This window comes from Shewanella eurypsychrophilus, assembly GCF_007004545.3.
Classification (GTDB): domain Bacteria; phylum Pseudomonadota; class Gammaproteobacteria; order Enterobacterales; family Shewanellaceae; genus Shewanella; species Shewanella eurypsychrophilus.
This window is the reverse complement of record NZ_CP045503.2, coordinates 1,502,284-1,528,619: the sequence shown is the minus strand read 5'-3', so window position 1 is coordinate 1,528,619 and position 26,336 is coordinate 1,502,284. Positions and strand designations below refer to the sequence as shown.

Genomic DNA, 26,336 nt, shown 5'->3' with positions numbered 1-26,336 from the left:
TATCTTTATTTGACGACACTAATTTTGACGATGCTAAATTTGACGATGCTATATTTGACGACACTAATTTTGACGATGCTAAATTTGACGATGCTATATTTGACGATGCTATGTTTGCCAAAACTGAGCCGCTATTTGATAGGTATACAAGCCTAGCACACTCCTTTTAACAAAAGCATAAACCGAATTTAGTTTGATTAAAATACAAACAAGTAAAAGTTGTGAGCCTATTACAAGGTCACAAAACATACACATTTCTTACCCATTTCCGTCATACAAATCACCGACAATCACCGCGTCTAAAAGCAATCCCAACAGACCTCAATAAAACAAGGGTGATGATAGTGATTAATATGAAAAATGTAGCTGCGCTCGTTTCATGCAGTTTAGTGACTATGGCGGCTAATGCTGCAGTTTTACCTGCCACACAAACTGACAGTCAATGGTTTAAAGATAGCGCTCAGCTCGTCAGCGATAAAACCCAACAAACGAACAAGACCCAAGCAAAAAATGTCATTTTGTTTGTCGGTGATGGCATGGGGGTTTCGACTCTCACGGCGGCACGTATCTATCAAGGTCAACAGATCCAAGGCAATAAAGGTGGCGAAGAGAATTTTCTCAGTTTCGAGCAGTTTCCTAATACAGCCCTAGTCAAAACCTATAACACCAACCAGCAAACGCCAGATTCTGCTGGCACCATGACCGCCATGGCCACCGGGGTTAAGTCTAAAGCCGGGGTGCTATCAGTTTCAGATGCTAGCCTTCGCGCTAACTGCTTATCTTCTAAAGGCAATGAGTTAATCACCCTGGTCGACTTAGCTAATGCCAAAGGGCTATCAACCGGTGTCGTCAGCACAGCCCGTATCACTCACGCCACACCCGCAGCGACCTACGCCGCAACACCTGAGCGTGGCTGGGAAGCTGATAGCAATTTACCTACTGAAGCCATAACCAATGAATGTAAAGACATTGCGTATCAGCTAGTCATGCGCGATGAAGACAATGCACTCAGCGTCGCACTTGGTGGTGGTCGTCGTAACTTCATACCAGATACAGTTACCGATGGCGAAAACAAGTCGGGACGCCGCAGTGACGGTGTTGACTTGACCCAAGTCTGGACTGAGAACTTTAGCAACGCCGCCTATGTATGGGACAAGGAAGGCTTCGATGCTATCGATACCAGCACCACAGATCATTTATTGGGCCTATTTAATTCATCACATATGGAATATGAGGCAGACCGATTAGATGACACCGCCGGTGAGCCTTCACTTACCGATATGACCACCAAGTCTATCGAGATCCTCAATAAGAATGAGCAAGGCTACTTACTGATCGTCGAAGCGGGTCGTATCGATCATGCTCACCATGCAGGTAACGCACACCGCGCGCTCGTTGACACGGTTGAGCTGTCAAACGCTGTAAAAGCAGCTTTCGATAATACCAATCCCGATGAGACGCTAATCATGGTCACAGCCGATCACAGCCACGTGTTCACCATCGCAGGCTATCCAGAGCGTGGTAATCCAATCTTAGGCCTAGTACATAACGTCGGTGGCGACTTGGCAATTGCTGATGATGGCAAGCCTTACACGACATTAGGCTACACCAATGGTCCTGGCGCTGTTATTGGTCAACGCGATGACCTGTCATCTATCGATACCGAGCAGAAAAACTTCATGCAGCAGTCCTTAGTGCCATTAAGCAGTGAGACCCATGCAGGTGAAGATATCACTCTTCATGCTACCGGTCCTGGTTCTCACTTAGCTCAAGGCGTTATCGAGCAGAATGTCATCTTCCATATTATTAACCAAGCCCAATCGCTTGGCGGCACTAAATACTAATCTAACAGTACTCATCTGGAGCAAATTATGAATAAGAAATTACTAGTACTGTCGATGGCAGCAATTTTAGGTCTGAGCGCCTGTGGTAGCGATGGTGACAATGGCACTAATGGCAATGACGGTAACAATGGCAACGACGGCAATAATGGTAGCGATGGCCAAGATTGGACTGCGGTAAATGAATGGTTTATCGACGGACAGCGTCGAGTGACTGAAGCTGCAGATATTTCTGTGAACAACGATGCAGGTGCTGCCAAGAATATCATTCTGTTCATCGGTGATGGCATGGGCGTATCAACAGTAACCGCAGCCCGTATCTTAGACGGTCAGCTTAAAGGCAAAACCGGTGAGGAGAACTCGCTTTCTTTCGAGACCCTACCGCACCTTGGGTTAGCGAAAACCTATAACGTCGATGGCCAAACACCCGATTCAGCAGGCACCATGACCGCTATGGTCACAGGTGTGAAAACCGATGTTGGTGTACTTTCTCTAGCTGAAGGCGTGACTCGTGGTGATTGCGCTTCGACTCAAGGTCAGGATTTAATGACCTCCATTGAACTCGCATCAATTGCAGGTATGTCTACGGGGGTTATTTCGACCGCACGCATTACCCACGCAACACCTGCAGCAACCTACGCACATGCACCAGAACGAAACTGGGAAAGTGATGCAGATTTGACCGCTGAAGCGGTAACAAATGGTTGTAAAGATATCGCCGCGCAGTTGCTGGACTACAGCTATGGCGTTGGTATCAATGTGGTGATGGGCGGCGGACGTCGCGCCTTTATCCCTAACACCATGACAGATCCAGAAGGCAAGAATGGCAAACGCTTAGATGGACGAGACCTAACTTCGGAGTGGACCGCTAAATATAGCAACTCAGCCTATGTTGCCGACAGAGATAGCTTCTTGGCCTTAGACCCTGCCACAACCGATCATGCCCTAGGCCTGTTTAATTCATCTCATATGGAATATGACTACGACCGTACCACTGACGGTGTGACTGGCGAGCCATCCCTTGCTGAGATGACAGCAAAGTCTATCGACATTCTTAAGAAGAATGACAAGGGTTTCGTGCTTATTATTGAGGCTGGCCGAATCGACCATGCCCACCATGCAGGTAATGCGGCGAGAGCGCTACATGACACCATAGCCATGTCTGAAGCCGTACGCGTCGCCATGGAAAAAACCTCCAGCAAGGATACTCTTCTTGTCGTTACCGCAGATCACAGCCATGTGTTCACCATTGCCGGTTACCCGACACGAGGCAACCCTATCTTAGGCCTAGTCAAGGGGAATGACTCGAGCGGATTATCAGCAGTGACTAACTCTACCGATGCCAACGGCATGCCATATACCACTGTTGGATACACCAATGGTCGTGGTTACGGAGCCTTAGAAACGGGTGGCGACGAGCGTTATGGCTACCCAATCGCAGCAGGGCGTTTCGATTTAAACTATGTCGATACACAAAGTGCAGGTTTTCATCAAGAAGCGTTAGTACCATTAGAGTCTGAGACCCATGCGGGTGAAGATGTTGGGATTTTTGCAAGTGGACCAGGCGCTCACTTAGTGCAAGGCACCGTAGAGCAAAACCATATTTTCCATGTAATAAACCATGCAGCTAACCTTTTAGTCAAAGCTGAAGCGGCTCAATAAGCGCAGTTTATCAGGCCGTCTAGCCTAGCTAGCCTCTACTAGACGGTCTTTTTCATCTAATACCAGCACTGGAGTTTTTATGAAGTATTCTTTGCTTAGCGCCGCCCTAGTCATTGGTTTTGTCCAAACCGTCTCGGCTCATTCATCCTCAGCTCAATCTGCACCCGTTCATTCTGAACAAGCTCAAAAATCATTAGATATTAAGCAGCAGACAAGACTAGAATCATCCTGCAGCGGCGTACAGCCAGAGCAACTCAATGCCGTTTATGAGATATCTCAAACCAATGGCTCACAACAAGCTAAGCAGAAGCTAGAGTTGACCCGTTATCAAGATAACATGGTCTATCAGGCTTCCCCTCAAAGCTTCGAAGCCTGGAACAAAAATGGCGAATACATTCGATATTTCCCAATGGATAAGCGCTCGGTAAGTTATCGCCGCAGCGATCTCCTGTCGCTCAATATCAATTATGATTTAGAGCAGGTATTTCACCTTGTCTCGCCCAAAGTGCAATCTCAACTCAAACAAACTGATAACATCCAACATGGATGCATGACAGTCAACAGCTTCAATGGAGAGCAAAGTGGTCAGCGGATCAATTTACAGTGGGTAGCGTCGCTAAATTTACCTTATCAGCTAATCATTGGTGAAGGGGAGCAGACACTGAGGTATCAACTCATTGAAGTTAACCCTGTCACCCAAGCCGAGTTTAAGACGTTGACCTCTGGTTATAAAGATATCGATTTTGCCGATGTGGGTGACAGTGAGTCAGACCCATTTATCGCTAAGATGATCACTCAAGGCTTTATTCAGCACGGCAGCTCTGGGTTTTATACCAGTGACGGCCAACAAATATCGGGAAGTGGACATGGCGGCCACTCTCATTAACGATACCCTGACAGTCAAATAGCTATTGTTTTTACACTGCTAGCTAAATAGCCACTATCAAGCCAACAAGTCTTTTAGTTTAACGATAAAGGTATCGATATCGGCACGGCTAATATCGGCATGAGTCACTAGCCTCAATGTGGAGCCAGAGCTAATTAATATCCCCTGAGTCTTAAGCTCATTCGCGACATGCTTGATGTCTACATCTTGCTTCACATCGGCAAACACCATATTAGTCTGCACTAATGCGAGATCGACATTAAACTCATCAAGTGTTGATAATTGCTCAGCAAGATAACTGGCATTATCATGATCGATAGCCAGACGGTCAACCTGCTCAGTGATGGCTAATTCAGCTGCAGCCGCTAAAATCCCGGCTTGACGCATTCCACCACCAAGCATTTTACGCCAGCGCCTGGCTTTATGGATTAAGCGTTCATCACCTAAAAGCAGTGAACCCACAGGTGCGCATAAGCCTTTAGAAAGACAGATAGAAACAGAGTCGAAATATTGAGTTATTTCGCTAATGGCAATATTTTGTGCCACTGCAGCATTAGCCACACGAGCACCATCAAGATGAATTTTTAGCTTGTTATCAAATGCCAAAGTTTGCGCTTGTGCCAAATAGGCCAGAGGTAAGACTTTACCACCGATAGTATTCTCTAGACTTAGCAGCTTAGTGTGAGCAAAGTGCACATCGTCCGGCTTAATAGCAGCTTGAATGTCAGCGAGCAAGATACTGCCATCAGCCTGATTAGTGAGAGGCTGGGGCTGAATGCTACCAAGGACGGCGGCGCCACCGCCTTCAAATTTATAATTGTGCGCCTGTTGGCCACAAATATACTCATCACCTCGTTCACAATGAGCCATCAAGGCTAATAAGTTAGCTTGAGTACCGGATGAGGTGAATAAGGCACAATCGAAGCCATACATCTCAGCCGCCATCGCTTCTAAGCGGTTAACAGTAGGATCATCACCATAAACATCATCTCCCACTTCAGCGCTAGCAATAGCCTTGCGCATGCCCGCGGTCGGCTTGGTTACGGTATCACTACGAAAATCGATCATCTTAGGCCCTGTTTATGATTGTGGTTATGGTTGTAATTGAATTGCGACTGTTAACCATGAATCTTACTCTCAGAAGATGATGAGTACCAGTCCTTACCTTTTCATATTGTTTTTAAACAGGATTATTTAAACTAGATATAAAGTACAATCAACCTAAAGTTAACAATCAGAATAAGCAGCAATCAGCTAATAACAACACCAAGAGCGACAAAACCAACAAGATGACACAAATATGATTAGAATATATAAAACCAACCTTCAACACCAACAAGCCTACAAAGCAATCGCCAATTTCAACTCATTAATAAATCTAATGCTAAAATATAATTTTAATCACTGTGTCTTTTCGCAATAATCAGGCAAAATCCAGATCCTTTTATTTGTCGGCGTGTGCATTATGCAGGAAGTTCAATTTATCAGTTTTCTCTGGCTTATCGGTATCATTGCCGAAGCGATGACAGGCGCACTTTCTGCGGGAAAGAAACAGATGGATCTCTTTGGTGTGGTGATCATTGGCTGCGCAACAGCTATTGGCGGCGGCACATTACGTGACATGTTACTCGGTAACTACCCTTTAATTTGGGTTGAGAACGTTCATTATCTGATCGCCATAGCATTTGCCTCTTTGCTGACTGTGGTTATTGCGCCTGTGATGCGTTATTTATCAAAGTTATTCTTAGCCATTGATGCGTTAGGCTTAGCGGTATTTTCCATTATTGGCGCTCAAAAAACCTTATTACTAGGCTTTAGCCCTGTGGTCGCCGTTGTTATGGGGGTTATTACCGGAGTATTCGGTGGTGTGATCCGTGATATTTTATGTAATCAAGTGCCGCTCATTTTTAAGAAAGAGCTCTATGCATTGGTTGCTCTGCTGACCGCAGCACTTTACGTTACGCTTAAGTCATATGGAATTAGTGAGTGGGTTAACTTGGCCATCTGCCTGCCGTTCGGCTTCGGCTTAAGAATGCTGGCCATCAAGTTCCATTGGGGCATGCCTAAATTTGATTACCAATATGGTGAAGTACATTAATGCCTAAGGTTCTAGGTTCTAGGTTCTAGGTTCTAGTTCCTAGTTCCTAGTTTCCAAGTTGATATGACCCCCTAAAAGTGGACACCTTATATAAGCGATAAGGTGCCATGAAAATATTAACTCGTAAGACCCACACAGCAGCCTTCAAATTGGCTGCTGTTCAACAATCCTTAAACTCTCCCGATACAGTAAAGGCTTTAGCTGGTAAATTAGGTATCCATCCCGCTTTGCTCAGTAAATGGAGAGCTCAATTGACGTCGAAGAAACACACTTCTAAACCTATTAAAAATGTCGGTCCTAATAAGGGGCTAGCTGAACTTGAACGTGAAAACCGTGGGCTAAAAAAACGATTAGAGCGTGCAGAGTTGGAGAACGATATCTTAAAAAAGGCGAAGGAGTTCTTCGACAAACACCAGGGATAAAGTTTCAGTTTATCCAAGGTTATTGCTCAACTCGAAGAACGATAAAATTGCTCTGTGATATTTTTGGTGTATCTCGCTCAGGCTATTACAGCTGGCTTGTTCGTAAGCCTTCTCAACGCGATAAAGATAACGAAGTACTGTCTGACTTTCTCAAAGAAAAGATAGCTGAGCACAGGAGCATAGCGGGTTATAGGAAGTTATGGCTGGATGCTGTAGCTAATGGTTTCGATTGTAATAAAAAGCGAGTACAAAGCTTGTTACAGGTGTTTGATTACAGGTCTAAAGCATGTAAAAGGAAGTTCGGTGTAGTGAAGCCTAGGTTGATTGAAACAAGAGCGCCGAATTACTTAAACAGAGAGTTTGAAGTAGCTAAACCTAATACTGTTTGGGTATCAGATATTACACAAATTAGGTGCAAAGAGGGCTGGCAGTATCTATGTGTCATCATCGATTTGTACTCACGTAAAGTGGTGGGCTGGGCAACGAGCTACATAAATTCGAGCGAACTGGTGATGAAGTCACTCAAACAAGCTTGGGTAGAACGAAGGCCAAATGGGAGTGAGCTGATGTTTCACTCTGACCAGGGGGCTCAATACAGAAGCTTTGAAGTACTTAAGTGGCTAACGAAGCGTAAGGTCACAGTGAGTATGTCGAGAAAGGGGAATTGCTGGGATAATGCTTGCTCAGAAAGCTTTTTTGCTCAGTTAAAGAAAGAATGGTTCTCTAACTTAGAAGAGCTAAGCAGAAAAGAAATGACAACACAGTGTCGATTTTATATCGATGATTATTATAATATGGTGAGAAGACATGGGACTCTAAATGGAGTGAGTCCCATAGTATTTGAATCAAGAATTTAAACCCTGTGTCCACTTTACTGGGGTCATATCAAGTTCCTAGTTCCTAGTTCCTAGATTCCTAGTTTCCTAGGTTCCTAGGTTCCTAGGTTCCTAGATTCCAAGTTCCAAGTTCCTAGACTCCAAGTTCCTAGACTCCAAGTTCCAAGTTCCTAGACTCCAAGTTCCTAGCTTCCTAGCTTCCTAGTTCCTAGCTTCCTAGCTTCCTAGATTCCTAGATTCCTAGATTCCTAGGTTCCTAGATTCCAAGTTCCAAGTTCCAAGTTCCTAGACTCCAAGTTCCTAGATTCCTAGTTTCCTAGATTCCTAGATTCCTAGATTCCTAGATTCCTAGTTTCCTAGTTTCTAGATTCCTAGTTCCTAGTTCCTAGATTCCTAGATTCCTAGATTCCTAGATTCCTAGTTCCTAGATTCCTATGCATAACGAAGATTTATACCCGTCCCTGGTAAATCTTCATAAATGTTCCAGACATAGAAAAGGTCAGCAAATGCCGACCTTTTTTGTGTCTCAATCCTGACTATCTAGCATTCAGCTATCTTATTTCAAGCCTTCTTACTCAGTGCGCTAGCGTGTGAGTAAAGCTAACTGTCAGAATAAGAGCATAGACTTAAGCCACTGCAGAAGATGCAACTGCAGGCGTCTCTTTCAAGTGAAGATCCATCTGAGGGTATGGAATACCAATATTCGCTTCATCCAGTGCGAGCTTTATCTGCTCAAGAATTTCGAAATAAGCAGGCCAGTAATCACTGCCTTTAACCCATGGACGTACCACGAAGTTAACTGACGAATCGGCAAGCTCTGACAATGCGATAGTGTAAGCCGGATCTTTCAATACATATTGATTGCTTTCGATAACGCGTGTTAGCACTTTCTTAGTTTCTAACAGATCTGCATCGTATGACACGCCAATAACAAAATCGACACGACGAGTATCCATCGCAGAATAGTTAATAATCGTACCATCCATCATGGCAGAATTTGGCGCAACAATAAGCTTATTATCAGGTGTTAACAGCTTAGTAGAAAAAATAGTGATCTCATTGACTGTTCCAGCAATACCGGCGGCTTCAACATAGTCACCGACACGGCATGGGCGGAACATGACCATCAATACACCTGAAGCAAAGTTTGACAGTGAACCTTGCAGCGCTAAACCAACCGCTAGACCTGCGGCACCGATAACAGCAACGAGTGATGCTGTCTGTACGCCAATCTGTCCAAGCGTTGCCACTATGGTGAACACAAACACCAGTGACCATGCCATATTTGAGACAAATGACACAACGGTAGGATCTACTTTACGCTTAGTCATCAACTTACTAGATAACTTCTTAGCAATACCAGCACAGTATTTACCAATAACAAATATGATAATTGCAAAAATTATCTTCATTCCATAGGTCACGATAAGCTCTGGCGCTTGCTCGATCAAACCTTCCAAGTTTTCCATTTACTACTCCCTAAAAATTTACCAAACAGATGTTTGGGTTAACAAAATTCAAATCTAACACCAAAAGTGACAGTCCATATAAAATACCGACTGTCACTTTCTAGGTTTTATTTAAATCAAAAATTCACTTTATAGCTCAATGCTGGAGACTAATTGTCTAAAACAACATTGAAGTTCACCCGTCGATTTAAGGCCCTGCCTACAGATGTATCATTTAGGCTAACTGGCTCGCGAGTCCCCATACCTCTAACAATGAAGCGTTCAGGAGCAAAACCATAATCCTCAACGAGAATACGCTTGACGCTGGACGCCCTAGCCTCTGATAGGCTCTGATTAGCTTCTAAGCTACCTACGGAGTCAGTATGGCCAACAAGACATAGTTTAACGTCTTGAAGTTGCAAAAATTGTTTAATCTGAGCGAGAACCTGCCATTGTGAATAGAGTACTTCTGACTTGGCAAACTCAAAGTTGAGAACAAGTTCAGTACTCTCAACACAGGTATTAGGATAAATATCACCGTCGATTGTTATTAAACATATCGGCTTAAATAATCGGTTTTTATCACAGCCTGAAGCATCAACAAGCACACCTGCTGGTGTATTGGGGCATGCATCCTTGAAGTCGGGCACTCCATCTTTATCGCTATCATTCCAGCCAAATGTTGCAGGACTAACAACTAGTCCCGTTACACATAAAAAAGTTAGCCAAAATATTTTCATCGTTTAACCTAATCTATATGGGCTGACGCCTTAAGCTTATATAGCCCATCAAGTCATGATGTACAATTCTAAACGATCATCTTTGCAGAATGATACATTTTATATTCTTCTGCGCTTTTGACAATCATTTAGCACTATAAACCTTACTTTTATCACCAAAGGAACTTTTAATCTGCAGCCCAGCAATAACTTCAAACAAGTCACTATGCTGATGTAGTTTGCATATGTTCACACACAAGATCATAAACATAGTTAAACCCAATAGCATAGAAAAAAAACAATACCAAGAACGCTAACTCAAGTAGAAAAGCAGAGAAAAGTGAAATCCCCATAAACCAAGATATTACAGGCAGAGTCACTAGGATAATCCCCCCTTCGAAACCAAGAGCATGACCAATTCTGGTCAAAAAGCTACGCTCACTCCTGTTACTGCCAAACCTGTTATCAAACCAAATATTATAAAAATAGTTCCATATAACTGCATAAAAGCTTAAACCTACGGCTACAGTAAATAACTCACCCGTTTCTTTTCCTGTGATCATGATGACTAAAGGTACCACTAAGATTAGGGCAAACACTTCAAATAAAATAGTGTGGATAATTCGTTGTTTGGTTGTCATAAGGCGACTCCTCTAAAAGACTTGCAGCCATTATCAAGGCAAACTATGATACTTCAAAGTCAGATACCATCACCTTTACTGATATGTTAACACTAGAACAGCTTTACTCTTTTGTAGAAACCGTAAAATCAGGGTCTTTTTCTGCTGCGGCTAGAAAGCTAGGCAAGGTACAATCTGCCGTTAGCCAGAATATTATGAATATGGAGATAGATAGCGACCAGATACTCTTTGATCGAAGTGGTCGCTACCCAAAACTCACCGAAGCTGGTCAAGCACTCTTACCTCAGGCCAATGCCGTCGTTGCGCAGCATAGAAGGCTAAATCAACAACTTGAAGCATTAAATATGTCTCAGCCGCATAAACTCACACTGGCTCTAGATGAAGGCGTCCCTTACAGTCTACTCACTACTTACTTAAAGGAGTTCACAGAACAGTTTCCCTATATACAACTGGAATTCTTAAATGCGTCTAGCCAAGATATTATTCAGATTGTTAAAGAAAAGAGAGCCGATTTAGGCCTAGTTTTTAGTGAGTTTATTTACCCGCAAAATATCGATTTTGAGTCCGTTGGCACCATAGAATTTGAACTATTAGTCAGTCCAGAGCATCCACTAGCAAAAGAAACCTCTGCACATGTAGACATGCTCAAACTACATAGGCAGCTGATGATTGGTGCAAGAGATAAAGCCCCCAGTAATTACAACCAGCAACATTCACCGGATGTCTGGTATGCAGATAATTATTATGTGCTGCTTGAATTGGCAAAATCTGGATTTGGTTGGGGACTGCTACCACGTCACCTTGCTTCTGATGCAATAAAAAACAAGCAACTTTGTAGTATTCCGGTTAAATTTGAACAGTTAGGTTGGGTGGCAAATATCGATGTGATTCAGCACAGTGGCACAGCTAATGAAGCTTGCACTGAGCTGCGCAAGCTATTAAGAAAAATGATGCAAGCCCAATCTAAACGACTATCGCTTTAATGATTGACAGAGGCTTGCTCATACCAATTAGCCCAAGCGGGTCTCTGCAACGATTCAACTTGAGATTGCATTCCTTCTAATAAGCACAAGAGTAATCGACGATCTTCACTATTATTTGAATAAAATAAGGGATCGTAAAAACAACGTCGCTGAACCGGATCCAGTTGAGTATCGAAGCCTAATTCGACACCTTCAATACATAACTCTCGGGCTTTAGGCTGCAAACTATCGACATCATTATCATCTAATAAATGTGCAATCGGGCCCATCAATAAAATGAGTGACATTCGACCTGGTGGAGAACGCCTCCAGGCATCAAGGTGACCCGATTTGGCTTTTTGTAACAATGCAGCCCACTCAGATTGAGTTTCTTCACAAAGAGATTTTGCTTCTACGCCTTGCCCTTTGTTGTACTCATTGAACCACTGCTTTAGAAACTGCTCCATACTACCACCACTGAGTTAAGGTCCGACTTAATAAAACATGAGGGTACCATCAGCGAAAGAATAGATAAGTTGGACTTTAGTCTAGGTCGGAAGCGGCTCACAAAACCTGACAAAAGTTGGAGATAGGTTAATTTTGGTCAATAAAAAAGTGCGCTTTCAAAGCGCACTCTATCACTCAAAAACTAAATGAAAGTGTTATTTAGATTCTGGCTTAGGCGGATAATTCAAAAGCATCTCTGAAATCGCATTGTTAACCACTTCTACACGCTCTTCAGGGGTATTTTTGTCTCGAATAGTATCGGCAACTGAACCACGCCAAATTAATTTACCCGATTCACGATTGACCATATCTAAAATCAAGGTACCCACTTCGTATTCACGAACTGTGGTTTGTGTATTCATGCTACCACTGTAGCCCCATCTATGACCGTAATAAGGGTTATAACCATAGTTGGTATTAAACGTATCCACGTTAATTTTTTTATCAACTTTAGTCAGATAATTAACTAAGATATCTGCAGAAGCTACATCAGTCAGTGTTATCCCTTTCGCTGTAAGCTGGCTATCGACAGCTGAACGAATTCGTTGATCCATTAAACCATCAAGATGATAAGTGCTATCTCCGGTTTTTTTCACCACCCAAGCATACGTTTTTACATCATTAAAATTCGCAGCTGGATCATAGTCAGAACTTGTTTTCAGTGAACTACATGCGCTCAGTGCCAGTGCAACTAGGCCAATCATAACCTTCTTCATTTCAACTCCATCAAATCAGTATCTTGAAAATTTATCTTATAAATCCAGCTTACATAGCAATTTCATGATCTACAACTCAAATTTACCCTAAATAGTACGTTGTTCAGCTTGACTTAAGCAATCAGTGTAATGATAATGATTATCAATTAGGCGCAAGTTAAATAATTATCACTCATCTGTGTAATGGAGTTCCCCATGCTTTGGTTTATAAGTGCATTTTTGATCGCAACGGCAATCTTTCTTTTTGCTCCAGAAGAAGCCTCTATCAAAATAGAGCAGGCACCCAATAGAAAAAGCCAGGGGCATATCAGCCTATTTATCTTACCTGTGATTGTCTTAGCTTGGTTATTGTTTACCTTAATTGATGGGCATAATGGAACCTATGGACCCGCTGCTATCGGCTTCGTGTTAACTGCTTGTTCGATAGCCCACACAAAATTTCATAAATTCATTATTCCTTGTGCATTGCTCACAGCTGTTGCACTCATCGTTGGAGTAATATTGGCCGTATAGTTGCTAACCAATGCGTTGAACGTCCCTGTCATAAAAAATCAATCGGCTACAACAAAGTAGCCTTTCTTGTTTGAATCCCACTCAAGACTCATAAAGCTCCCATAAAATTTTCCAGTTTGTTAAACTCTAAATACCAAAAGTTATTTGATAGTCACCCAATGAGAAAAGATTCAAACGTTTCCCTTGTCTACAGCACAGACGTTGGACGTATCGCGCCAGAAGCTGAAACCATAGAAGTACCTACTGGTGATGGCATAGTACGCATCCATAAGGACAGTAAAGGCCGAAAAGGAAAAGGAGTTTCTGTCATCAAGGGACTTGGCTTAAAAGACAAAGAACTGAAAGCCTTAGCCCAAAAATTAAAGAAACAATGCGGCTGCGGTGGTACGGTAAAAGAGTTCAATATTGAGGTTCAAACCGATAATAGAGAGCAGTTAAAGACTTTACTGGAAAAACTCAACTACACAGTAAAGTTAGCTGGCGGTTAAAATATATTAACCTGTTTAACTCAACCTTTTAGTTATCACTATTTCCTAGTTGTGGAGCTCATTAATGGAAAGTCTACAGAACCACTTTTTAATTGCCATGCCCTCGCTTAAGGATACGTTTTTTGAGCGTTCAGTCATCTATCTTTGCGAGCATGACGAGAAAGGCGCAATGGGGATCATGATTAATAGGCCTATTGGCATAGAGGTCAATGAGCTATTGCAGCAAATGGAACTTGATAATGAACCGGATCTTGTTACTTCAGTCAATGCAAGGGTGCTTATTGGTGGGCCGGTAAATCAAGAACGAGGTTTTGTGCTACATACTCCACAAGATAGTTGGAGTAATAGTCAGTCTCTCACTGACAAGTTGATGCTAACCACGTCCAGAGACGTTTTATCTGCACTGGGTAGCAAAGAAGCGCCAGAGCAGTTTATTGTGGCTTTAGGTTATGCTGGCTGGAGCCGAGATCAGCTAGAGCAAGAGATTGCTGATAATACCTGGCTTTTAATCCCCGCAACTCATGAGTTAATCTTTGATATTGAGCATGAAGAACGCTGGCAAAAAGCCACTGAATCCTTAGGCTTCGACATATGGCAGCTCTCTAATCAATCGGGTCATGCATAGCGCTAATGATCTCTTTTAGAGCTTGGTTGAGCCTGCTTTTTTCAAAAAAGTGACATGGTAAGAATCCCCCCGAACGAAAAATATACAGGATATATTGATTCAATGAGCTCAATTACAGTTTTAGGTTTTGATTACGGCACAAAAAGCATCGGTGTCGCTATTGGTCAATCTCTTACAGGCAGCGCCAATCCAATCGGTTCAGTCAAGGCTACTGACGGTATTCCTAAGTGGGAAGAAATTGGCATGCTGATCGAAGAGTGGCAACCCAATATAGTGGTAGTAGGACTGCCACTGAATATGGATGGCACAGAACAAGAGATAACCCAAAGAGCTAAAAAGTTTGCCAATCGCATCAATGGTAGGTTTGGGGTAAAAATAGCGACTCAAGATGAGCGGCTAACAACGGCAGACGCTAAAGCCAGACTATTTGAACATGGTGGCTATAAGGCATTAACGAAGGGGCAAGTCGATGCGATGTCAGCAGTGTTGATCATCGAAAGTTTCTTCGAAAATATGTATGACTAGCTTAATACCAATTGCACTAAGTATTTGACCAATTCAGAACGACTCAGGCTTTTCAATTCAAGGCGCATTGGTGAATAAATGGTGATTCCCTTTGAAGCCAGTGCAAAGCAGAAGTGGGAAGCCTGAGACGCTCACGTAGTGCGGCTTTCAAAGCCCTTTAAACTTCGTTGTGGGCTTTCGATATACGACTGCATGGATGCAGAAGGTAGGGCGAAGCAGGATGCCAGAGCCGAGAATAACTATTAGCTTCAATCCCCCGCCTCGCCTACAGGGCTTTTAACTCCCGCTGAATGGTCAAACTTTTAATGCAACTGGTATAACTTAGGCTAATAAAATCATAAAAACGGCCAGTGAAGTTATCTTCACTGGCCGTATTTTTCAAAAGCTTTCACTCAAAAGTTATGATTCAAAGCCTAGATGTTAGGAATTTAAAAGTAGAGTCCAATATTAATGTTCAAGCGTGAGCTCCACTCAGTTGGGCCATTCGAAATCCCCACTCCAGGTCCATTGATGAACCACATATTGTTGCCGGCAATCCAATCTACATAAGAATAAAACTTACCCGCGGTAATCGCACAGCCAGTAACATTCTGAATCGAATCTTCTAACCCTTCGCCAGAAACCAGTACCTGACTGAAATCATTATAACAATTAAGGTTAGTGATTGGCCCCCACTCTACATCCATACTACGAGAGACGTTTAATGTGAGTACATCTGCAGAAGATGCTATCTCAAAGGGAAAGGCGAACGCTGACAGTGCTACACGTTCACTGTTTGGCATATCATAGTCATAGTACATATACTGGAACTGCCCTTGCCACTGTGACCAGTCGAGTTGCCAATGCACTGATGCCGCATATCCATCAGTATCTTTACCCTCAGCTTGGGTATTTGCCGTGCCTATATAATCTAGCTCAGAATATTGCAGCGAAGCACCGAGTTTATGCTTGATATCTCCACTGCCAAACTTGCCTTCAACACGCGCATTTAACTGACCCGCTTCTTCATAGGGAGAGTCATCGGTAGTCGCGACATCGAATGAATATCTGTCATACCTTGCACCATCGCCGTATTCATCATTAAAAAAATAGGCCAGATCGAAACGCCAGTTATCACTGTCATGTTTCCAATGGATCCCTGCATCATAATCATCTTCAAAGCCAAGATAATAATTAGCGCTAAACCAGAATGAGTGAGCACCATAGGGAAGCAAACCAAAAGGAACCTGAGTCACACCAACCTGAATACTCTGTTCTTCATTGAAGCTGTATCCCGCATAAGCATGATGAATAACATCCATATCTTGATACCATCGATACTGAGCCGACGCAAATAGACCATCATCTTGATAGTTTACATCCACTCGAAACAGTTCGAACTCCAGCTTAGAATCATCGGCGTAATCCTTCCAGCCATAGTTAACGCGAACGGCTCCACCAAGATCCAGCTCATCGGTCACTTTCACCGCATTCGACGAAAATGAAACCCCGATACATAAACACACTACCATCAATCGTTTTAGCACTGTCATAACACTCCTATGTCCTTGACATGAAAACTATTCCCCAAGTTTAATCAGAGAATGCTAATTTTGCGAACTCATATTCAATAAAATTAATAGCCAGAGAAAGATACTCTGGCCTTGTTGATCTTCAAGTAGGTAGATTTAGCTAGATGACTTGTCGAATACCGATGTCACTAGTCTAAATCTAGCGTCACCCCTTCCATAAAGCCAGACCCCGTTTGCTCTGAGTTCTGCAGCTTAATCATCAATCTTAAATCGTTAGGGGAATCGGCGTGGTGCAAGGCATCAGCATAACTAATCTCACCTTCGACGTAGAGATTAAGTAAAGCCTGATCGAAAGTTTGCATTCCCTGCTCATTAGACTTAGCCATGGTTTCTTTAAGTGAATGCAGCTCATTTTTTGCAATCAAGCTACTTACCCGCGGCGTATTGATCAGGATCTCAATAGCTGCGCGTCGTCCCTTGCCATCAGCCGTTGGCACAAGTTGCTGAGCAACAATGCCTCTTAAGTTCAGCGATAGGTCAAACAATAACTGCTGATGCTTACTGACAGGAACCAAATTCATGATCCGATCTAACGCTTGGTTAGCGTTATTGGCGTGTAAGGTTGCCATACAAAGATGCCCCGTTTCGGCGAAAGCCAAGGCAAACTCCATGGTTTCCTGAGTACGGATCTCACCAATTAAGATCACATCTGGTGCTTGACGCAGTGAACTCTTAAGTGCAGCATCGAAAGACTCAGTATCAATCCCCACTTCACGCTGTGTGACAATACTTTTACGGTGATCATGCACAAATTCGACTGGGTCCTCTATCGTCAGAATGTGACCACGGGAATTAGCATTTCTATAGCCCACCAAGGAAGCCAAAGAGGTAGACTTACCCGTACCAGTTCCCCCAACCATGATGATCAAACCACGTTTACTCATCACCAAGTCTTTAAGGATTGGAGGAAGCTTCAGGTCATCGACATCGGGAATTGTAGTCTCAATCCGGCGCATTACACAGCCTGACGCCTCACGCTGCCAGAATGCACTGACACGAAAACGGCCTAGATCATTGAGCGCGAATGCAAAGTTACATTCACGAGTCTCATGGAACTCCTTTTTCTGTTCATCGCTCATCAAAGACTCGACAAAATCGAGCGACTGAGCCGGAGAAAATGAAGTTTCACTCAAAGTTCTTAGCTCACCATCAATTTTGGCACTCGGTGGAAAACCGGCTGTAATAAATAGATCTGATGCTTTACGATCTACCATGTTTTTTAAAAAGGGACGAACATCCATAATCAAGCCTTAACGATTAATCATTAAAATTGTGTCTGCTTATTTGCACTCTTGTGCTGCGCATCTTCACGACTTATCTGACCGCGATTCACCAAGTTTTGCAGGCATTGATCTAACGTCTGCATACCATGTGACATCCCCGTCTGAATCGCTGAATACATCTGCGCCACTTTATCCTCACGAATTAAGTTTCGAATGGCAGGTGTTCCCATCATGATCTCATGCGCCGCAACTCGTCCGCCACCCACTTTCTTTATCAAGGTTTGTGAAATAACCGCCTGCAGAGATTCTGACAGCATGGTTCTGACCATGCCCTTCTCACCTTCAGGGAATACATCAACCACACGGTCGATGGTTTTAGCCGCTGAGGTGGTGTGCAGTGTACCGAAAACTAAGTGACCAGTTTCAGCCGCCGTCATCGCTAAACGTATTGTCTCTAGGTCACGCATCTCACCGACCAAAATCACATCTGGATCTTCACGCAGTGCACTTCTCAGTGCAGCATTAAAGCTGTGAGTATGACGGTGCACTTCACGCTGGTTAACCAGACACTGTTTACTCTGGTGGACAAATTCTATTGGGTCCTCAATGGTAAGGATATGCTCATGGCGACTTTCATTAATATAATCGACCATCGCCGCTAAAGTGGTACTCTTACCCGAGCCAGTCGGACCAGTAACAAGGACAAGGCCACGCGGGAAGCTGGAAATTTTCTTAAAAATCTCCGGAGCACCTAGTTGCTCTAGGCTCAAGATATCACTGGGAATGGTTCGAAATACTGCCGCAGCTCCTCGCGCCTGATTGAAGGCATTGACACGAAAGCGCGCTAGATTAGGGACTTCGAAGGAAAAATCTATCTCTAAATGTTCTTCATAATCTTTACGCTGCTTGTCATTCATGATGTCATAGACGAGTCCATGCACCCCTTGATGATCTAAAGCGGGTAAATTGATCTTTCTGACATCGCCATCTACACGTATCATAGGCGAAACGCCTGCTGAAAGGTGTAGATCTGACGCTTTGTGTTTTACACTAAAAGCAAGTAACTCTGTGATTTCCATAGTATGGGATATCCATTCAATCAAAAAACTTACATCATGACAACAATAGCAGACAGACTGGCTAACGCCCAGCATCGAATCGAACAAGCGGCACAAATTTCGTCACGAAATACCGATGAAATTCAATTACTCGCCGTGAGTAAAACTAAACCAAATTCCGATATTTTGGCCGCATATGCAGCCGGACAAAGACGATTTGGTGAAAACTATGTTCAAGAGGGTGAATCTAAGGTCAAAGCCCTTACACCGACTTGTCCAGACATTGAGTGGCATTTTATTGGTCCTTTGCAATCAAATAAGACCAAAGTCATTGCAGCGCATTTCGATTGGATACACACAGTATCGCGTGAGAAGATCGCTGCAAGACTCAATGAGCAACGTCCACAAGAGATGGCACCACTCAATATCTGTATTCAGATTAATATCAGTGGTGAAGACAGCAAGTCAGGAGCGACGCCAGCTCAGCTATTTGAACTAGCTGATAAAGTCGTTCAAATGCCAAAGCTAGTCCTCAGAGGCCTAATGGCAATTCCAACGGCAACTTCTGATAAGCAGTTACAAAAAGATGAGTTTCAACGACTACAGGCCTTATACCAAGAGCTACAATCGCTTTACCCGCAAGTGGACACGCTTTCCATGGGAATGAGTAATGATTTAGAGCAAGCCATAGAGCAAGGTTCAACAATGGTTAGAATTGGTAGCGCCATTTTCGGAGAAAGAGAAAAGCGTTAACTTATCGCGATTAGCCTTGTTTTAATCGTAATAAACCCAAATATTAGTCATCACTGACTGATGACTAATTTACGGCAATATTTTTGTCACCTGAAATAACGGCCTCAGTAAGATAGAGGCTGATGTATAGAGAAGTATCATGGCTGAAAAAAAATTATGCTTTATTGGCGCGGGCAACATGACTCGCAGTATCACCACTGGACTGGTTAGTAATGGCTACCCAGCCACATTGATCCACGCCACCAATCCAAGTGCGCCTAAGCTTGAAGCGTTACAACAAACGCTCAAGATCACCACCTCACATGATAACTTAGCAGCGGCTAAAGAAGCTGATGTCATCATACTGAGTGTTAAACCTCATTTTATGCAAGATGTCTGTGAACAATTAGCCAGTCTAGATCTTTCTGATAAGCTTATTATCACTATCGCTGCTGGCATACCCGCTAAGCGATACAGAGATTACTTTGGACAAGAGATAAAACTTATTCGTACTATGCCCAATACCCCAACTCAAATTGGTGTGGGTATGACAGGCCTTTACGCCGGAGATGAGATTTCGTCAGAACAGAAATCAATCTGTGAACAACTGATGTTAAGTGGTGGCGAGGTGGTTTGGGTCGAGCATGAATCAGAACTCGATCAAGTGATTGCCTTAGCGGGTAGCTCACCGGCTTATTTCTTCCTGTTTATGGAGGCCATGATAGATAATGCTAAAGCATCAGGCATGGATGAGCTTAAAGCCAGACAACTGGTTCAACAAGCGGCTTTAGGTGCAGCGCAGATGGTAAAACAAAACCCAGAACTGAGCACCGCACAGCTTAGAGCAAATGTAACCTCTAAAGGTGGTACTACAGCTCAAGCTGTTGCAGCACTTGAGGCTGGTAACATTAGGGGCATAGTTAAACAAGCCATGGATGATTGTGTCGCCAGAGCCCAGGAAATGGCTAAACAATATTAATTCTGTACTATACGAGGTATAGACCCAGACCCATTAAGATTTTCGATTTAAAATTAAATAGAGAACACCAATGAATGCACTCAGTTTTTTAGTTAGCACAATTTTCGACTTATACCTTATGGTTGTCATTATACGGATATGGCTTCAGTTGGCTAAAGCCGATTTTTACAATCCATTTAGTCAGTTTATCGTCAAAGCGACTCATCCTATTGTAGCTCCTTTACGCCGTGTTTTGCCCTCGTTAGGCGGCTTCGATACAGCATCTGTGCTATTGGCACTCATGGTGGTTATCGCCAAATTTGTTATATTGAGCCTGATTGCTGGTGCCAGCATCAATATCATGACAATCTTGTTAATTGCTGTCGTTTCGGTGTTTAAACAAGCGGGTGTGCTGCTATTCTGGATGTTGATCATCCGCGCAATCCTAAGCTGGGTCAGCCAAGGTCATAATCCCATTGAAATGGTGATGGGCCAATTAACCGAACCTCTTCTATCGCCGATCCGCCGTATGTTGCCATCAATGGGTGGTCTGGATCTGTCTCTACTGGTGATGATGATTATCCTAAATTTCGTCAATATTCTATTAGCTCAGTACATTCCATTTTGGGCGAATGTCTAACCTATGATCCAACCGGTATCTATGCAGCAGGACAACCTGCTGCTAAACCTCTATATCCAACCTAAGTCTAGCCGAGACCAGATCGTCGGAATCCATGGTGAAGAGCTAAAGATAGCCATCACGGCGCCACCAGTGGATGGAAAAGCTAATGCTCACCTGACAAAGTTTCTCTCAAAGGCATTTAAAGTACCTAAGGGAGACATAAGGATCTTAAAGGGAGAGCTAGGCCGACATAAACAGGTAGAGGTCATCTCGCCTAGAGTGATCCCAGAACAGATAGCAGTTCTACTCGATGGCACAAGCAGTTAAACTCCCCTAATAGAACGATATTTTCACCCAGTTAATTTTGTAAGTTGATAAATCGTTTGAAGCGAGTCATGGGCTAAGCACCTATACTCAAATATATGATTATCATCAGCAGTTATGAGTATTAATTTATTTTTACAGCAGGAGCAGCGTCATGTTTAGAGCAATTATATCTGTACTTTTTCTCACCCTTGCCTTCGTTGGCAACGTGTCGGCAGAGCAAAAACAAAAAGTAGGTAATTTCGATATACACTACGTAGCCCTAGGCAGTACTTTCTTAACTCCCAGCATCGCTAAATCTTATGGGATCAAGCGCAGTAGTTACACAGGTATTATCAATGTGTCGGTGCTTGATACTAGCCAAGAAGGGAACCCACCTGTCGCGGTAGAGATTTCAGGTATAGCCAACAATCTGCTCGACGCCAGAATTAGCCTTAAGTTTAGAGAGATCCGCGAAGGCAAAGCTATTTATTATGTTGCCGAAGTTCCTTACCGAGATGATCAAGAGATCAACTTCAAACTCGCTATCAAATATAGTAACAAACTCAATATTCAATTGAAGTTTAAACAAAAGTTCTATGTTGAGTAACAAATAGACTTAAAGCCTATTAAGACAACAAGAGCCAGGATATCAATTCACTGGCTTTCTCTCCCTTCTTCCATATAAAAAATGCTTCAATCTCTGCTACCGTTTCCCCTCCTGCTTCGTTATCATTGCGGCCAATAATCAAATACAGATCTCAAAGGTTCTCCCATGGATAAGTTCGTGCTCGCCAGTGGCAATAAAGGCAAACTCAAAGAGTTTTCAGAAATTTTCTCACAATACAGCGTCGAAGTGCTTCCTCAGAGCCAGTTCAATGTAGAAGAAGTCCCTGAGACTGGGACTACCTTTGTCGAAAATGCCATTATTAAAGCCCGTCATGCTGCTGAAGTGACTGGTCTTGCTGCGATCGCAGATGATTCAGGTTTAGAAGTGGATCTTCTTGAGGGGGCTCCTGGTATCTACTCAGCTCGTTACGGAGGTGAAAATGCCGGTGAAAAAGATAACTACATAAAGTTGTTAAATACCTTGAAGCCTCATTCAGAGGGTAGAACGGCTCGCTTTCAGTGTATTTTGGTCTATATGCGTCATGCTAAAGATCCAACACCTATCATTGCACAAGCATCTTGGGATGGTAAAATAGCCTTTAGTGCCACCGGGGATAATGGCCACGGTTACGATCCTATTTTTATCCCCAATGAACATAATTGCTCGGCGGCTGAACTCGATAGCGAAGAGAAAAACCGATTGAGCCATAGAGGCAAGGCAATGAAACTGTTGATCAGTGCCATGAAGCAAAAAGGTATGATTATCTAATGTTAACTCTGCCTCCTTTGAGCCTGTATATCCATATACTTGGGTTTTGTTTAGGCAGAAATGCCTCAGGTATAACTTCAACATACGGAAAGACAGATCTATGTTAACTCTGCCTCCTCTGAGCCTGTATATCCATATACCTTGGTGCGTGCAAAAGTGTCCCTATTGTGATTTTAACTCCCACGGTCAAAATGGTGAACTTCCCCAGCAGGAATATGTCGATGCCTTGATTGAAGATCTCAGCCAAGATCTACACTATGTCCAAGGACGTCAATTACATACCATTTTTATAGGCGGTGGCACCCCTTCTCTATTTGAGGCCGCTCAAATAAAAAGACTTCTGACTCGCGTCAATGAGATGATCCCTTTCAGTGATCAAATCGAAATCACTATGGAAGCGAATCCAGGTACCTTAGAGCATGATGATTTTGATGCTTATTGCCAAGCTGGGGTCACTCGGCTATCTATAGGCGTACAAAGTTTTTCCAGCGATAAACTGAACTTGCTAGGCCGCATCCATGATAAAAATGAAGCAGTCGTTGCCGCAGAAAAAGCGCTGACATCAGGTTATAAGAGTTTTAACTTAGATCTAATGCACGGACTGCCCAATCAAAGTTTTGACGAAGCTATGGCAGATATAGACACAGCAGCGAAGCTCTCTCCTCCGCATCTTTCCTGGTATCAGCTGACAATAGAGCAAAACACCTTGTTTCATTCTAAGCCTCCTCAGTTGCCGGATGATGAAGCACTTTGGCATATCTATGAACAAGGTCAGCAGAAACTGGCTGAATTAGGCTATGAGCAATATGAAATATCAGCCTATGCCAAGCCTGGGTATCAGTGCCAGCATAATATTAACTATTGGCAGTTTGGTGACTACCTTGGAATAGGTTGTGGTGCGCATGGCAAGATCACCCAACTCGCACAAAATAAGATCCTAAGAACGGTAAAAATTAAGCACCCTAAAGGCTATTTAGCCGCTGATGACTATACCTTTGACACCATAGAGGTAACAACTGAGGAACGCCCGTTAGAGTACCTAATGAATCGATTCAGGCTTATGTCTGCAATGCCTAAGGTTGAGTTTGAACAGAGAACTGGTTTATCACATAAGATAATTGCTGATGGAATTGAAACAGCGAAGAGCAAAAAGCTACTAACGGAGACACAAACTCATTGGGAACTAACCACAAAAGGTAAAATGTTCGTCAACGAACTGTTGTCGCAATTTTGCTAAGGCAGGGACAATCTCAATTCTGTTAACTAGCTCATAGTAATTATCGACCCTCGCTGTTTATACAGGCTAAACATACCTATTTAGCCTGTATAGACACATCTGCTAACACTTAGATCAATACATTAACGATTAGCTTTATTAGGATTAGCGGTACTTTATTTAAGTAACCTATAACAATAAGACTAATTTATGCCTATAAAAACTAAAACTAGCGTACTTGCTTTAACATTAGCCAGCCTCATCGGCAGCAGCGCATTTGCAACACCAGTCCATCTACCACTTCACAGCCCTAGTGAGCCCACAGTTTACAAAGCTGAAAGTGTCTCAGAAAAAGCCAATGCTCTTTTTGAAACCATATTTATGGAAAATGTGATGGCGAGCCCTATCTCACAGACACATCTTGGTATTAAAACTGACTATGGACAATGGGATGAACGCGGTGAAGAGGCTGATGCCCAAGATTTAGCGAGAACAAAAAAACATTTAAAGCAGCTAGCACAAATAAATCCAAGCCAACTGGATGTGCAAACTAGGCTCAGCTATGACTTGCTAAAGCAAAAACTTGAGCAAGGTATTGAGGATCATCAGTGGCGCTATCATAGCTACCCAGTTAACCAAATGTATGGCGGCCATTCCATGGTTGCATCATTCTTGATAAACCAGCATCAGATCACCGATATTTCCGATGCGAAAGCTTATATTAGCCGCCTCAATGGCGTTCCTAAGTATCTAGAACAGCTTGAAGCGGCCCTGGAAATACGTGCTAAAAAAGGCATCATAGCCCCTAAGTTTGTCTTTCCACATGTTTTATCCGGCAGCAAAAATATCATCACAGGCCAGCCTTTCGACTCAGGTGAGGACAGCGCACTTTGGGCTGACTTCAAGCGAAAAGTTGAAGCTTTATCAATAGCTGGCAGTGATAAACAACAGCTACTCGCAGATGCTAAACGCGCGCTAACCACCAAAGTCGAGCCCGCTTACACACAACTTATTAGCTATATCACCGCACTTGAAACCAAAGCAGACACACGTGACGGCGTCTGGAAGCTCCCTCAAGGTGAAGCGTATTACGATAATGCCCTTGCCCGCACGACGACGACAAGCATGACAGCGAATCAAATCCATGAACTCGGTCTGGCTGAAGTGGCTCGTATCCATAGTGAAATGCGTGACATCATGAAGCAAGTCAATTTTAAAGGAGACTTACAGGCTTTCTTTAAATTTATGCGTGAAGACAAGCAATTCTACTACCCTGCTACTGATGAAGGACGTGAAGCTTATTTGAGCGAAGCTATCACACTTATCGATACCATGTCTTCAAGATTGGATGAAGTGTTTAACGTAAAACCACAGGCACCAATGATCGTTAAACGCGTTGAAGCCTTTAGAGAGAAATCTGCCGGTAAAGCCTTCTACAATCAACCTTCGCCGGATGGAACCAGACCGGGTACTTATTACGCTAACCTTTACGATATGGAAGCAATGCCTAAGTACCAAATGGAAGCCTTGGCTTATCATGAGGGAACGCCTGGCCATCATATGCAGATAGCTATTGCTCAAGAACTTGAAGGAGTACCAAAGTTTCGTAAGTTCGGTGGTTATACTGCCTATATCGAAGGTTGGGGGCTATACAGTGAATACTTCCCTAAAGAAATGGGATTCTATTCAGATCCGTATTCAGACTTTGGACGTCTCGCTATGGAGCTATGGCGCTCTTGCCGCCTCGTGGTCGATACAGGCATGCATGCTAAGAAATGGACCCGTGAAGAATCAATTAATTACTATGTCGACAATACGCCAAACGCCAAATCAGATGCTGTAAAAATGGTTGAACGTCATGTAGTGATGCCATCACAAGCCACGGCATATAAGGTCGGTATGCTCAAAATATTAGCCCTTAGAGAACAAGCTAAAAAATCATTAGGGAGTAAATTTGATATTCGCGAGTTTCACACCTTAGTACTGCAAAACGGACCTTTGCCGCTGGATATACTTGAAAACCAAGTTGATCTTTGGGTCGCTGAAAAAAGTTAATACTTAACGGTATGTCAGTCGAATACCTCCCGGTCGATGTATTCAGTTTGACTTATACCATTTCCATTAAACAAGTGACCATTCAGCGGGAGTTAAAAACGCTGTAGGCAAGATAAGGGGATTGAAGCTAATAGTTATTCTATATCGAAAGCCACTTTCGCAGCTTAAAGTGTTTTTAAACCCGCACTTCGTGAGCTTCTCAGGGCTTCTACTTCTGCGTTGCATTGCCTCGAAAGGGAATAACCATTTCGTCAACAATGCGCCTTGAATTTAAAGCCCTGAGAAAGCTCTGAATTGATCATATGTTTAATGGAATTGGTATTAGGTTCAG

Annotated in this window: 27 protein-coding genes and 1 pseudogene; 19 read left to right on the top strand and 9 right to left on the bottom strand. The window is 43.1% G+C overall.

Features of this window, described 5'->3' with window-relative positions; all coding sequences use genetic code 11:
• Positions 1 to 20: 20 nt before the first annotated feature.
• The 4 genes and pseudogenes from FM038_RS25420 to FM038_RS06440 form a co-directional block, all read left to right on the top strand.
• Positions 21 to 170: pseudogene (locus FM038_RS25420) on the top strand (pentapeptide repeat-containing protein); the annotation flags it as partial.
• Between the two features lie 168 nt (positions 171 to 338).
• The gene (locus tag FM038_RS06450; RefSeq protein WP_142872492.1) at positions 339 to 1,844 is read left to right on the top strand and encodes an alkaline phosphatase; all 1,506 of its coding nucleotides are present in this window, start codon (positions 339 to 341) and stop codon (positions 1,842 to 1,844) included.
• 27 nt (positions 1,845 to 1,871) lie between these two features.
• Entirely contained in the window at positions 1,872 to 3,503 is a 1,632-nt protein-coding gene (locus FM038_RS06445) for an alkaline phosphatase family protein (protein ID WP_142872491.1), read from the top strand.
• 79 nt (positions 3,504 to 3,582) lie between these two features.
• Positions 3,583 to 4,389 carry a hypothetical protein gene (locus tag FM038_RS06440; RefSeq protein ID WP_142872490.1) on the top strand — a complete coding sequence of 269 codons (807 nt, stop codon included), beginning with the start codon at positions 3,583 to 3,585 and terminating at the stop codon, positions 4,387 to 4,389.
• A gap of 57 nt (positions 4,390 to 4,446) precedes the next feature.
• On the opposite strand, the gene ltaE is transcribed toward FM038_RS06440, so the two are convergent.
• Positions 4,447 to 5,457, bottom strand: a complete 1,011-nt coding sequence (gene ltaE, locus FM038_RS06435) for a low-specificity L-threonine aldolase (protein ID WP_142872489.1) — start codon at positions 5,455 to 5,457, stop codon at positions 4,447 to 4,449.
• 397 nt (positions 5,458 to 5,854) lie between these two features.
• Between ltaE and FM038_RS06430 the strand changes: the two genes are divergently transcribed.
• Positions 5,855 to 6,487, top strand: coding sequence for a trimeric intracellular cation channel family protein (locus FM038_RS06430; protein WP_142872488.1), 633 nt, complete (start codon positions 5,855 to 5,857; stop codon positions 6,485 to 6,487).
• Positions 6,488 to 6,594: 107 nt separating this feature from the next.
• Positions 6,595 to 7,766, top strand: a protein-coding gene (locus FM038_RS06425) for an IS3 family transposase (protein ID WP_223293003.1) whose coding sequence is annotated in 2 segments (ribosomal slippage) — positions 6,595 to 6,865 and positions 6,865 to 7,766 — 1,173 coding nt in all. Because the reading frame shifts where the segments join, the coding sequence is not laid out codon by codon here.
• A gap of 605 nt (positions 7,767 to 8,371) precedes the next feature.
• Here FM038_RS06425 and FM038_RS06420 read toward each other — a convergent pair.
• The 3 genes from FM038_RS06420 to FM038_RS06410 form a co-directional block, all read right to left on the bottom strand.
• On the bottom strand, positions 8,372 to 9,214 hold the full coding sequence (locus tag FM038_RS06420; protein ID WP_142872486.1) for a mechanosensitive ion channel domain-containing protein: 843 nt from the start codon (positions 9,212 to 9,214) through the stop codon (positions 8,372 to 8,374).
• A 149-nt stretch (positions 9,215 to 9,363) separates the two neighbouring features.
• Positions 9,364 to 9,933: an OmpA family protein gene (locus tag FM038_RS06415; RefSeq protein ID WP_142872485.1), complete on the bottom strand. Its 570-nt coding sequence runs from the start codon at positions 9,931 to 9,933 to the stop codon at positions 9,364 to 9,366.
• A gap of 203 nt (positions 9,934 to 10,136) precedes the next feature.
• Complete coding sequence (locus FM038_RS06410) at positions 10,137 to 10,553, bottom strand: PACE efflux transporter (protein ID WP_142872484.1); 417 nt, start codon at positions 10,551 to 10,553, stop codon at positions 10,137 to 10,139.
• An 83-nt stretch (positions 10,554 to 10,636) separates the two neighbouring features.
• Here FM038_RS06410 and FM038_RS06405 point away from each other — a divergent pair, with 83 nt between their 5' ends.
• On the top strand, positions 10,637 to 11,536 hold the full coding sequence (locus tag FM038_RS06405; protein ID WP_142872483.1) for a LysR family transcriptional regulator: 900 nt from the start codon (positions 10,637 to 10,639) through the stop codon (positions 11,534 to 11,536).
• Here the strand turns inward: FM038_RS06405 and FM038_RS06400 are convergent.
• Complete coding sequence (locus FM038_RS06400; RefSeq protein ID WP_142872482.1) at positions 11,533 to 11,982, bottom strand: DUF924 family protein; 450 nt, start codon at positions 11,980 to 11,982, stop codon at positions 11,533 to 11,535. The genes FM038_RS06405 and FM038_RS06400 overlap by 4 nt on opposite strands.
• A gap of 195 nt (positions 11,983 to 12,177) precedes the next feature.
• Complete coding sequence (locus tag FM038_RS06395) at positions 12,178 to 12,738, bottom strand: DUF4136 domain-containing protein (protein WP_142872481.1); 561 nt, start codon at positions 12,736 to 12,738, stop codon at positions 12,178 to 12,180.
• 195 nt (positions 12,739 to 12,933) lie between these two features.
• Between FM038_RS06395 and FM038_RS06390 the strand changes: the two genes are divergently transcribed.
• The 4 genes from FM038_RS06390 to ruvX all read left to right on the top strand — a co-directional run bounded on the left by FM038_RS06390 (position 12,934) and on the right by ruvX (position 14,889).
• Positions 12,934 to 13,251, top strand: a complete 318-nt coding sequence (locus tag FM038_RS06390; RefSeq protein ID WP_142872480.1) for a hypothetical protein — start codon at positions 12,934 to 12,936, stop codon at positions 13,249 to 13,251.
• Positions 13,252 to 13,409: 158 nt separating this feature from the next.
• Positions 13,410 to 13,739, top strand: coding sequence for a stress response translation initiation inhibitor YciH (yciH, locus tag FM038_RS06385; RefSeq protein WP_142872479.1), 330 nt, complete (start codon positions 13,410 to 13,412; stop codon positions 13,737 to 13,739).
• A gap of 64 nt (positions 13,740 to 13,803) precedes the next feature.
• A complete protein-coding gene (locus FM038_RS06380; RefSeq protein WP_142872478.1) occupies positions 13,804 to 14,364 on the top strand; it encodes a YqgE/AlgH family protein in 561 nt (186 codons plus the stop codon).
• A 102-nt stretch (positions 14,365 to 14,466) separates the two neighbouring features.
• A complete protein-coding gene (gene ruvX, locus FM038_RS06375; protein ID WP_142872477.1) occupies positions 14,467 to 14,889 on the top strand; it encodes a Holliday junction resolvase RuvX in 423 nt (140 codons plus the stop codon).
• Between the two features lie 428 nt (positions 14,890 to 15,317).
• Here ruvX and FM038_RS06370 read toward each other — a convergent pair whose 3' ends face one another.
• The 3 genes from FM038_RS06370 to FM038_RS06360 all read right to left on the bottom strand — a co-directional run bounded on the left by FM038_RS06370 (position 15,318) and on the right by FM038_RS06360 (position 18,762).
• Positions 15,318 to 16,421, bottom strand: a complete 1,104-nt coding sequence (locus tag FM038_RS06370) for a hypothetical protein (protein ID WP_142872476.1) — start codon at positions 16,419 to 16,421, stop codon at positions 15,318 to 15,320.
• Positions 16,422 to 16,588: 167 nt separating this feature from the next.
• On the bottom strand, positions 16,589 to 17,701 hold the full coding sequence (locus tag FM038_RS06365; RefSeq protein WP_142872475.1) for a PilT/PilU family type 4a pilus ATPase: 1,113 nt from the start codon (positions 17,699 to 17,701) through the stop codon (positions 16,589 to 16,591).
• Positions 17,702 to 17,724: 23 nt separating this feature from the next.
• The gene (locus FM038_RS06360) at positions 17,725 to 18,762 is read right to left on the bottom strand and encodes a type IV pilus twitching motility protein PilT (protein ID WP_142872474.1); all 1,038 of its coding nucleotides are present in this window, start codon (positions 18,760 to 18,762) and stop codon (positions 17,725 to 17,727) included.
• Between the two features lie 36 nt (positions 18,763 to 18,798).
• On the opposite strand from FM038_RS06360, the gene FM038_RS06355 reads away from it, so the two are divergent.
• The 8 genes from FM038_RS06355 to FM038_RS06320 all read left to right on the top strand — a co-directional run bounded on the left by FM038_RS06355 (position 18,799) and on the right by FM038_RS06320 (position 26,005).
• Positions 18,799 to 19,494, top strand: a complete 696-nt coding sequence (locus tag FM038_RS06355; protein WP_142872473.1) for a YggS family pyridoxal phosphate-dependent enzyme — start codon at positions 18,799 to 18,801, stop codon at positions 19,492 to 19,494.
• A gap of 139 nt (positions 19,495 to 19,633) precedes the next feature.
• Positions 19,634 to 20,452, top strand: coding sequence for a pyrroline-5-carboxylate reductase (proC, locus tag FM038_RS06350; RefSeq protein WP_142872472.1), 819 nt, complete (start codon positions 19,634 to 19,636; stop codon positions 20,450 to 20,452).
• A 70-nt stretch (positions 20,453 to 20,522) separates the two neighbouring features.
• On the top strand, positions 20,523 to 21,071 hold the full coding sequence (locus FM038_RS06345; RefSeq protein ID WP_142872471.1) for a YggT family protein: 549 nt from the start codon (positions 20,523 to 20,525) through the stop codon (positions 21,069 to 21,071).
• Positions 21,072 to 21,077: 6 nt separating this feature from the next.
• Positions 21,078 to 21,380, top strand: coding sequence for a DUF167 family protein YggU (yggU, locus tag FM038_RS06340; protein WP_185965788.1), 303 nt, complete (start codon positions 21,078 to 21,080; stop codon positions 21,378 to 21,380).
• A gap of 151 nt (positions 21,381 to 21,531) precedes the next feature.
• A complete protein-coding gene (locus FM038_RS06335; protein ID WP_142872470.1) occupies positions 21,532 to 21,966 on the top strand; it encodes a DUF4426 domain-containing protein in 435 nt (144 codons plus the stop codon).
• Between the two features lie 165 nt (positions 21,967 to 22,131).
• Entirely contained in the window at positions 22,132 to 22,734 is a 603-nt protein-coding gene (gene rdgB / locus FM038_RS06330) for an RdgB/HAM1 family non-canonical purine NTP pyrophosphatase (protein ID WP_142872469.1), read from the top strand.
• Between the two features lie 100 nt (positions 22,735 to 22,834).
• A complete protein-coding gene (gene hemW / locus FM038_RS06325; RefSeq protein WP_142872468.1) occupies positions 22,835 to 23,971 on the top strand; it encodes a radical SAM family heme chaperone HemW in 1,137 nt (378 codons plus the stop codon).
• A 189-nt stretch (positions 23,972 to 24,160) separates the two neighbouring features.
• Positions 24,161 to 26,005 (top strand): DUF885 domain-containing protein, encoded by a 1,845-nt coding sequence (locus tag FM038_RS06320; RefSeq protein WP_142872467.1) that lies wholly within the window; start codon positions 24,161 to 24,163, stop codon positions 26,003 to 26,005.
• Positions 26,006 to 26,336 lie beyond the last annotated feature (331 nt).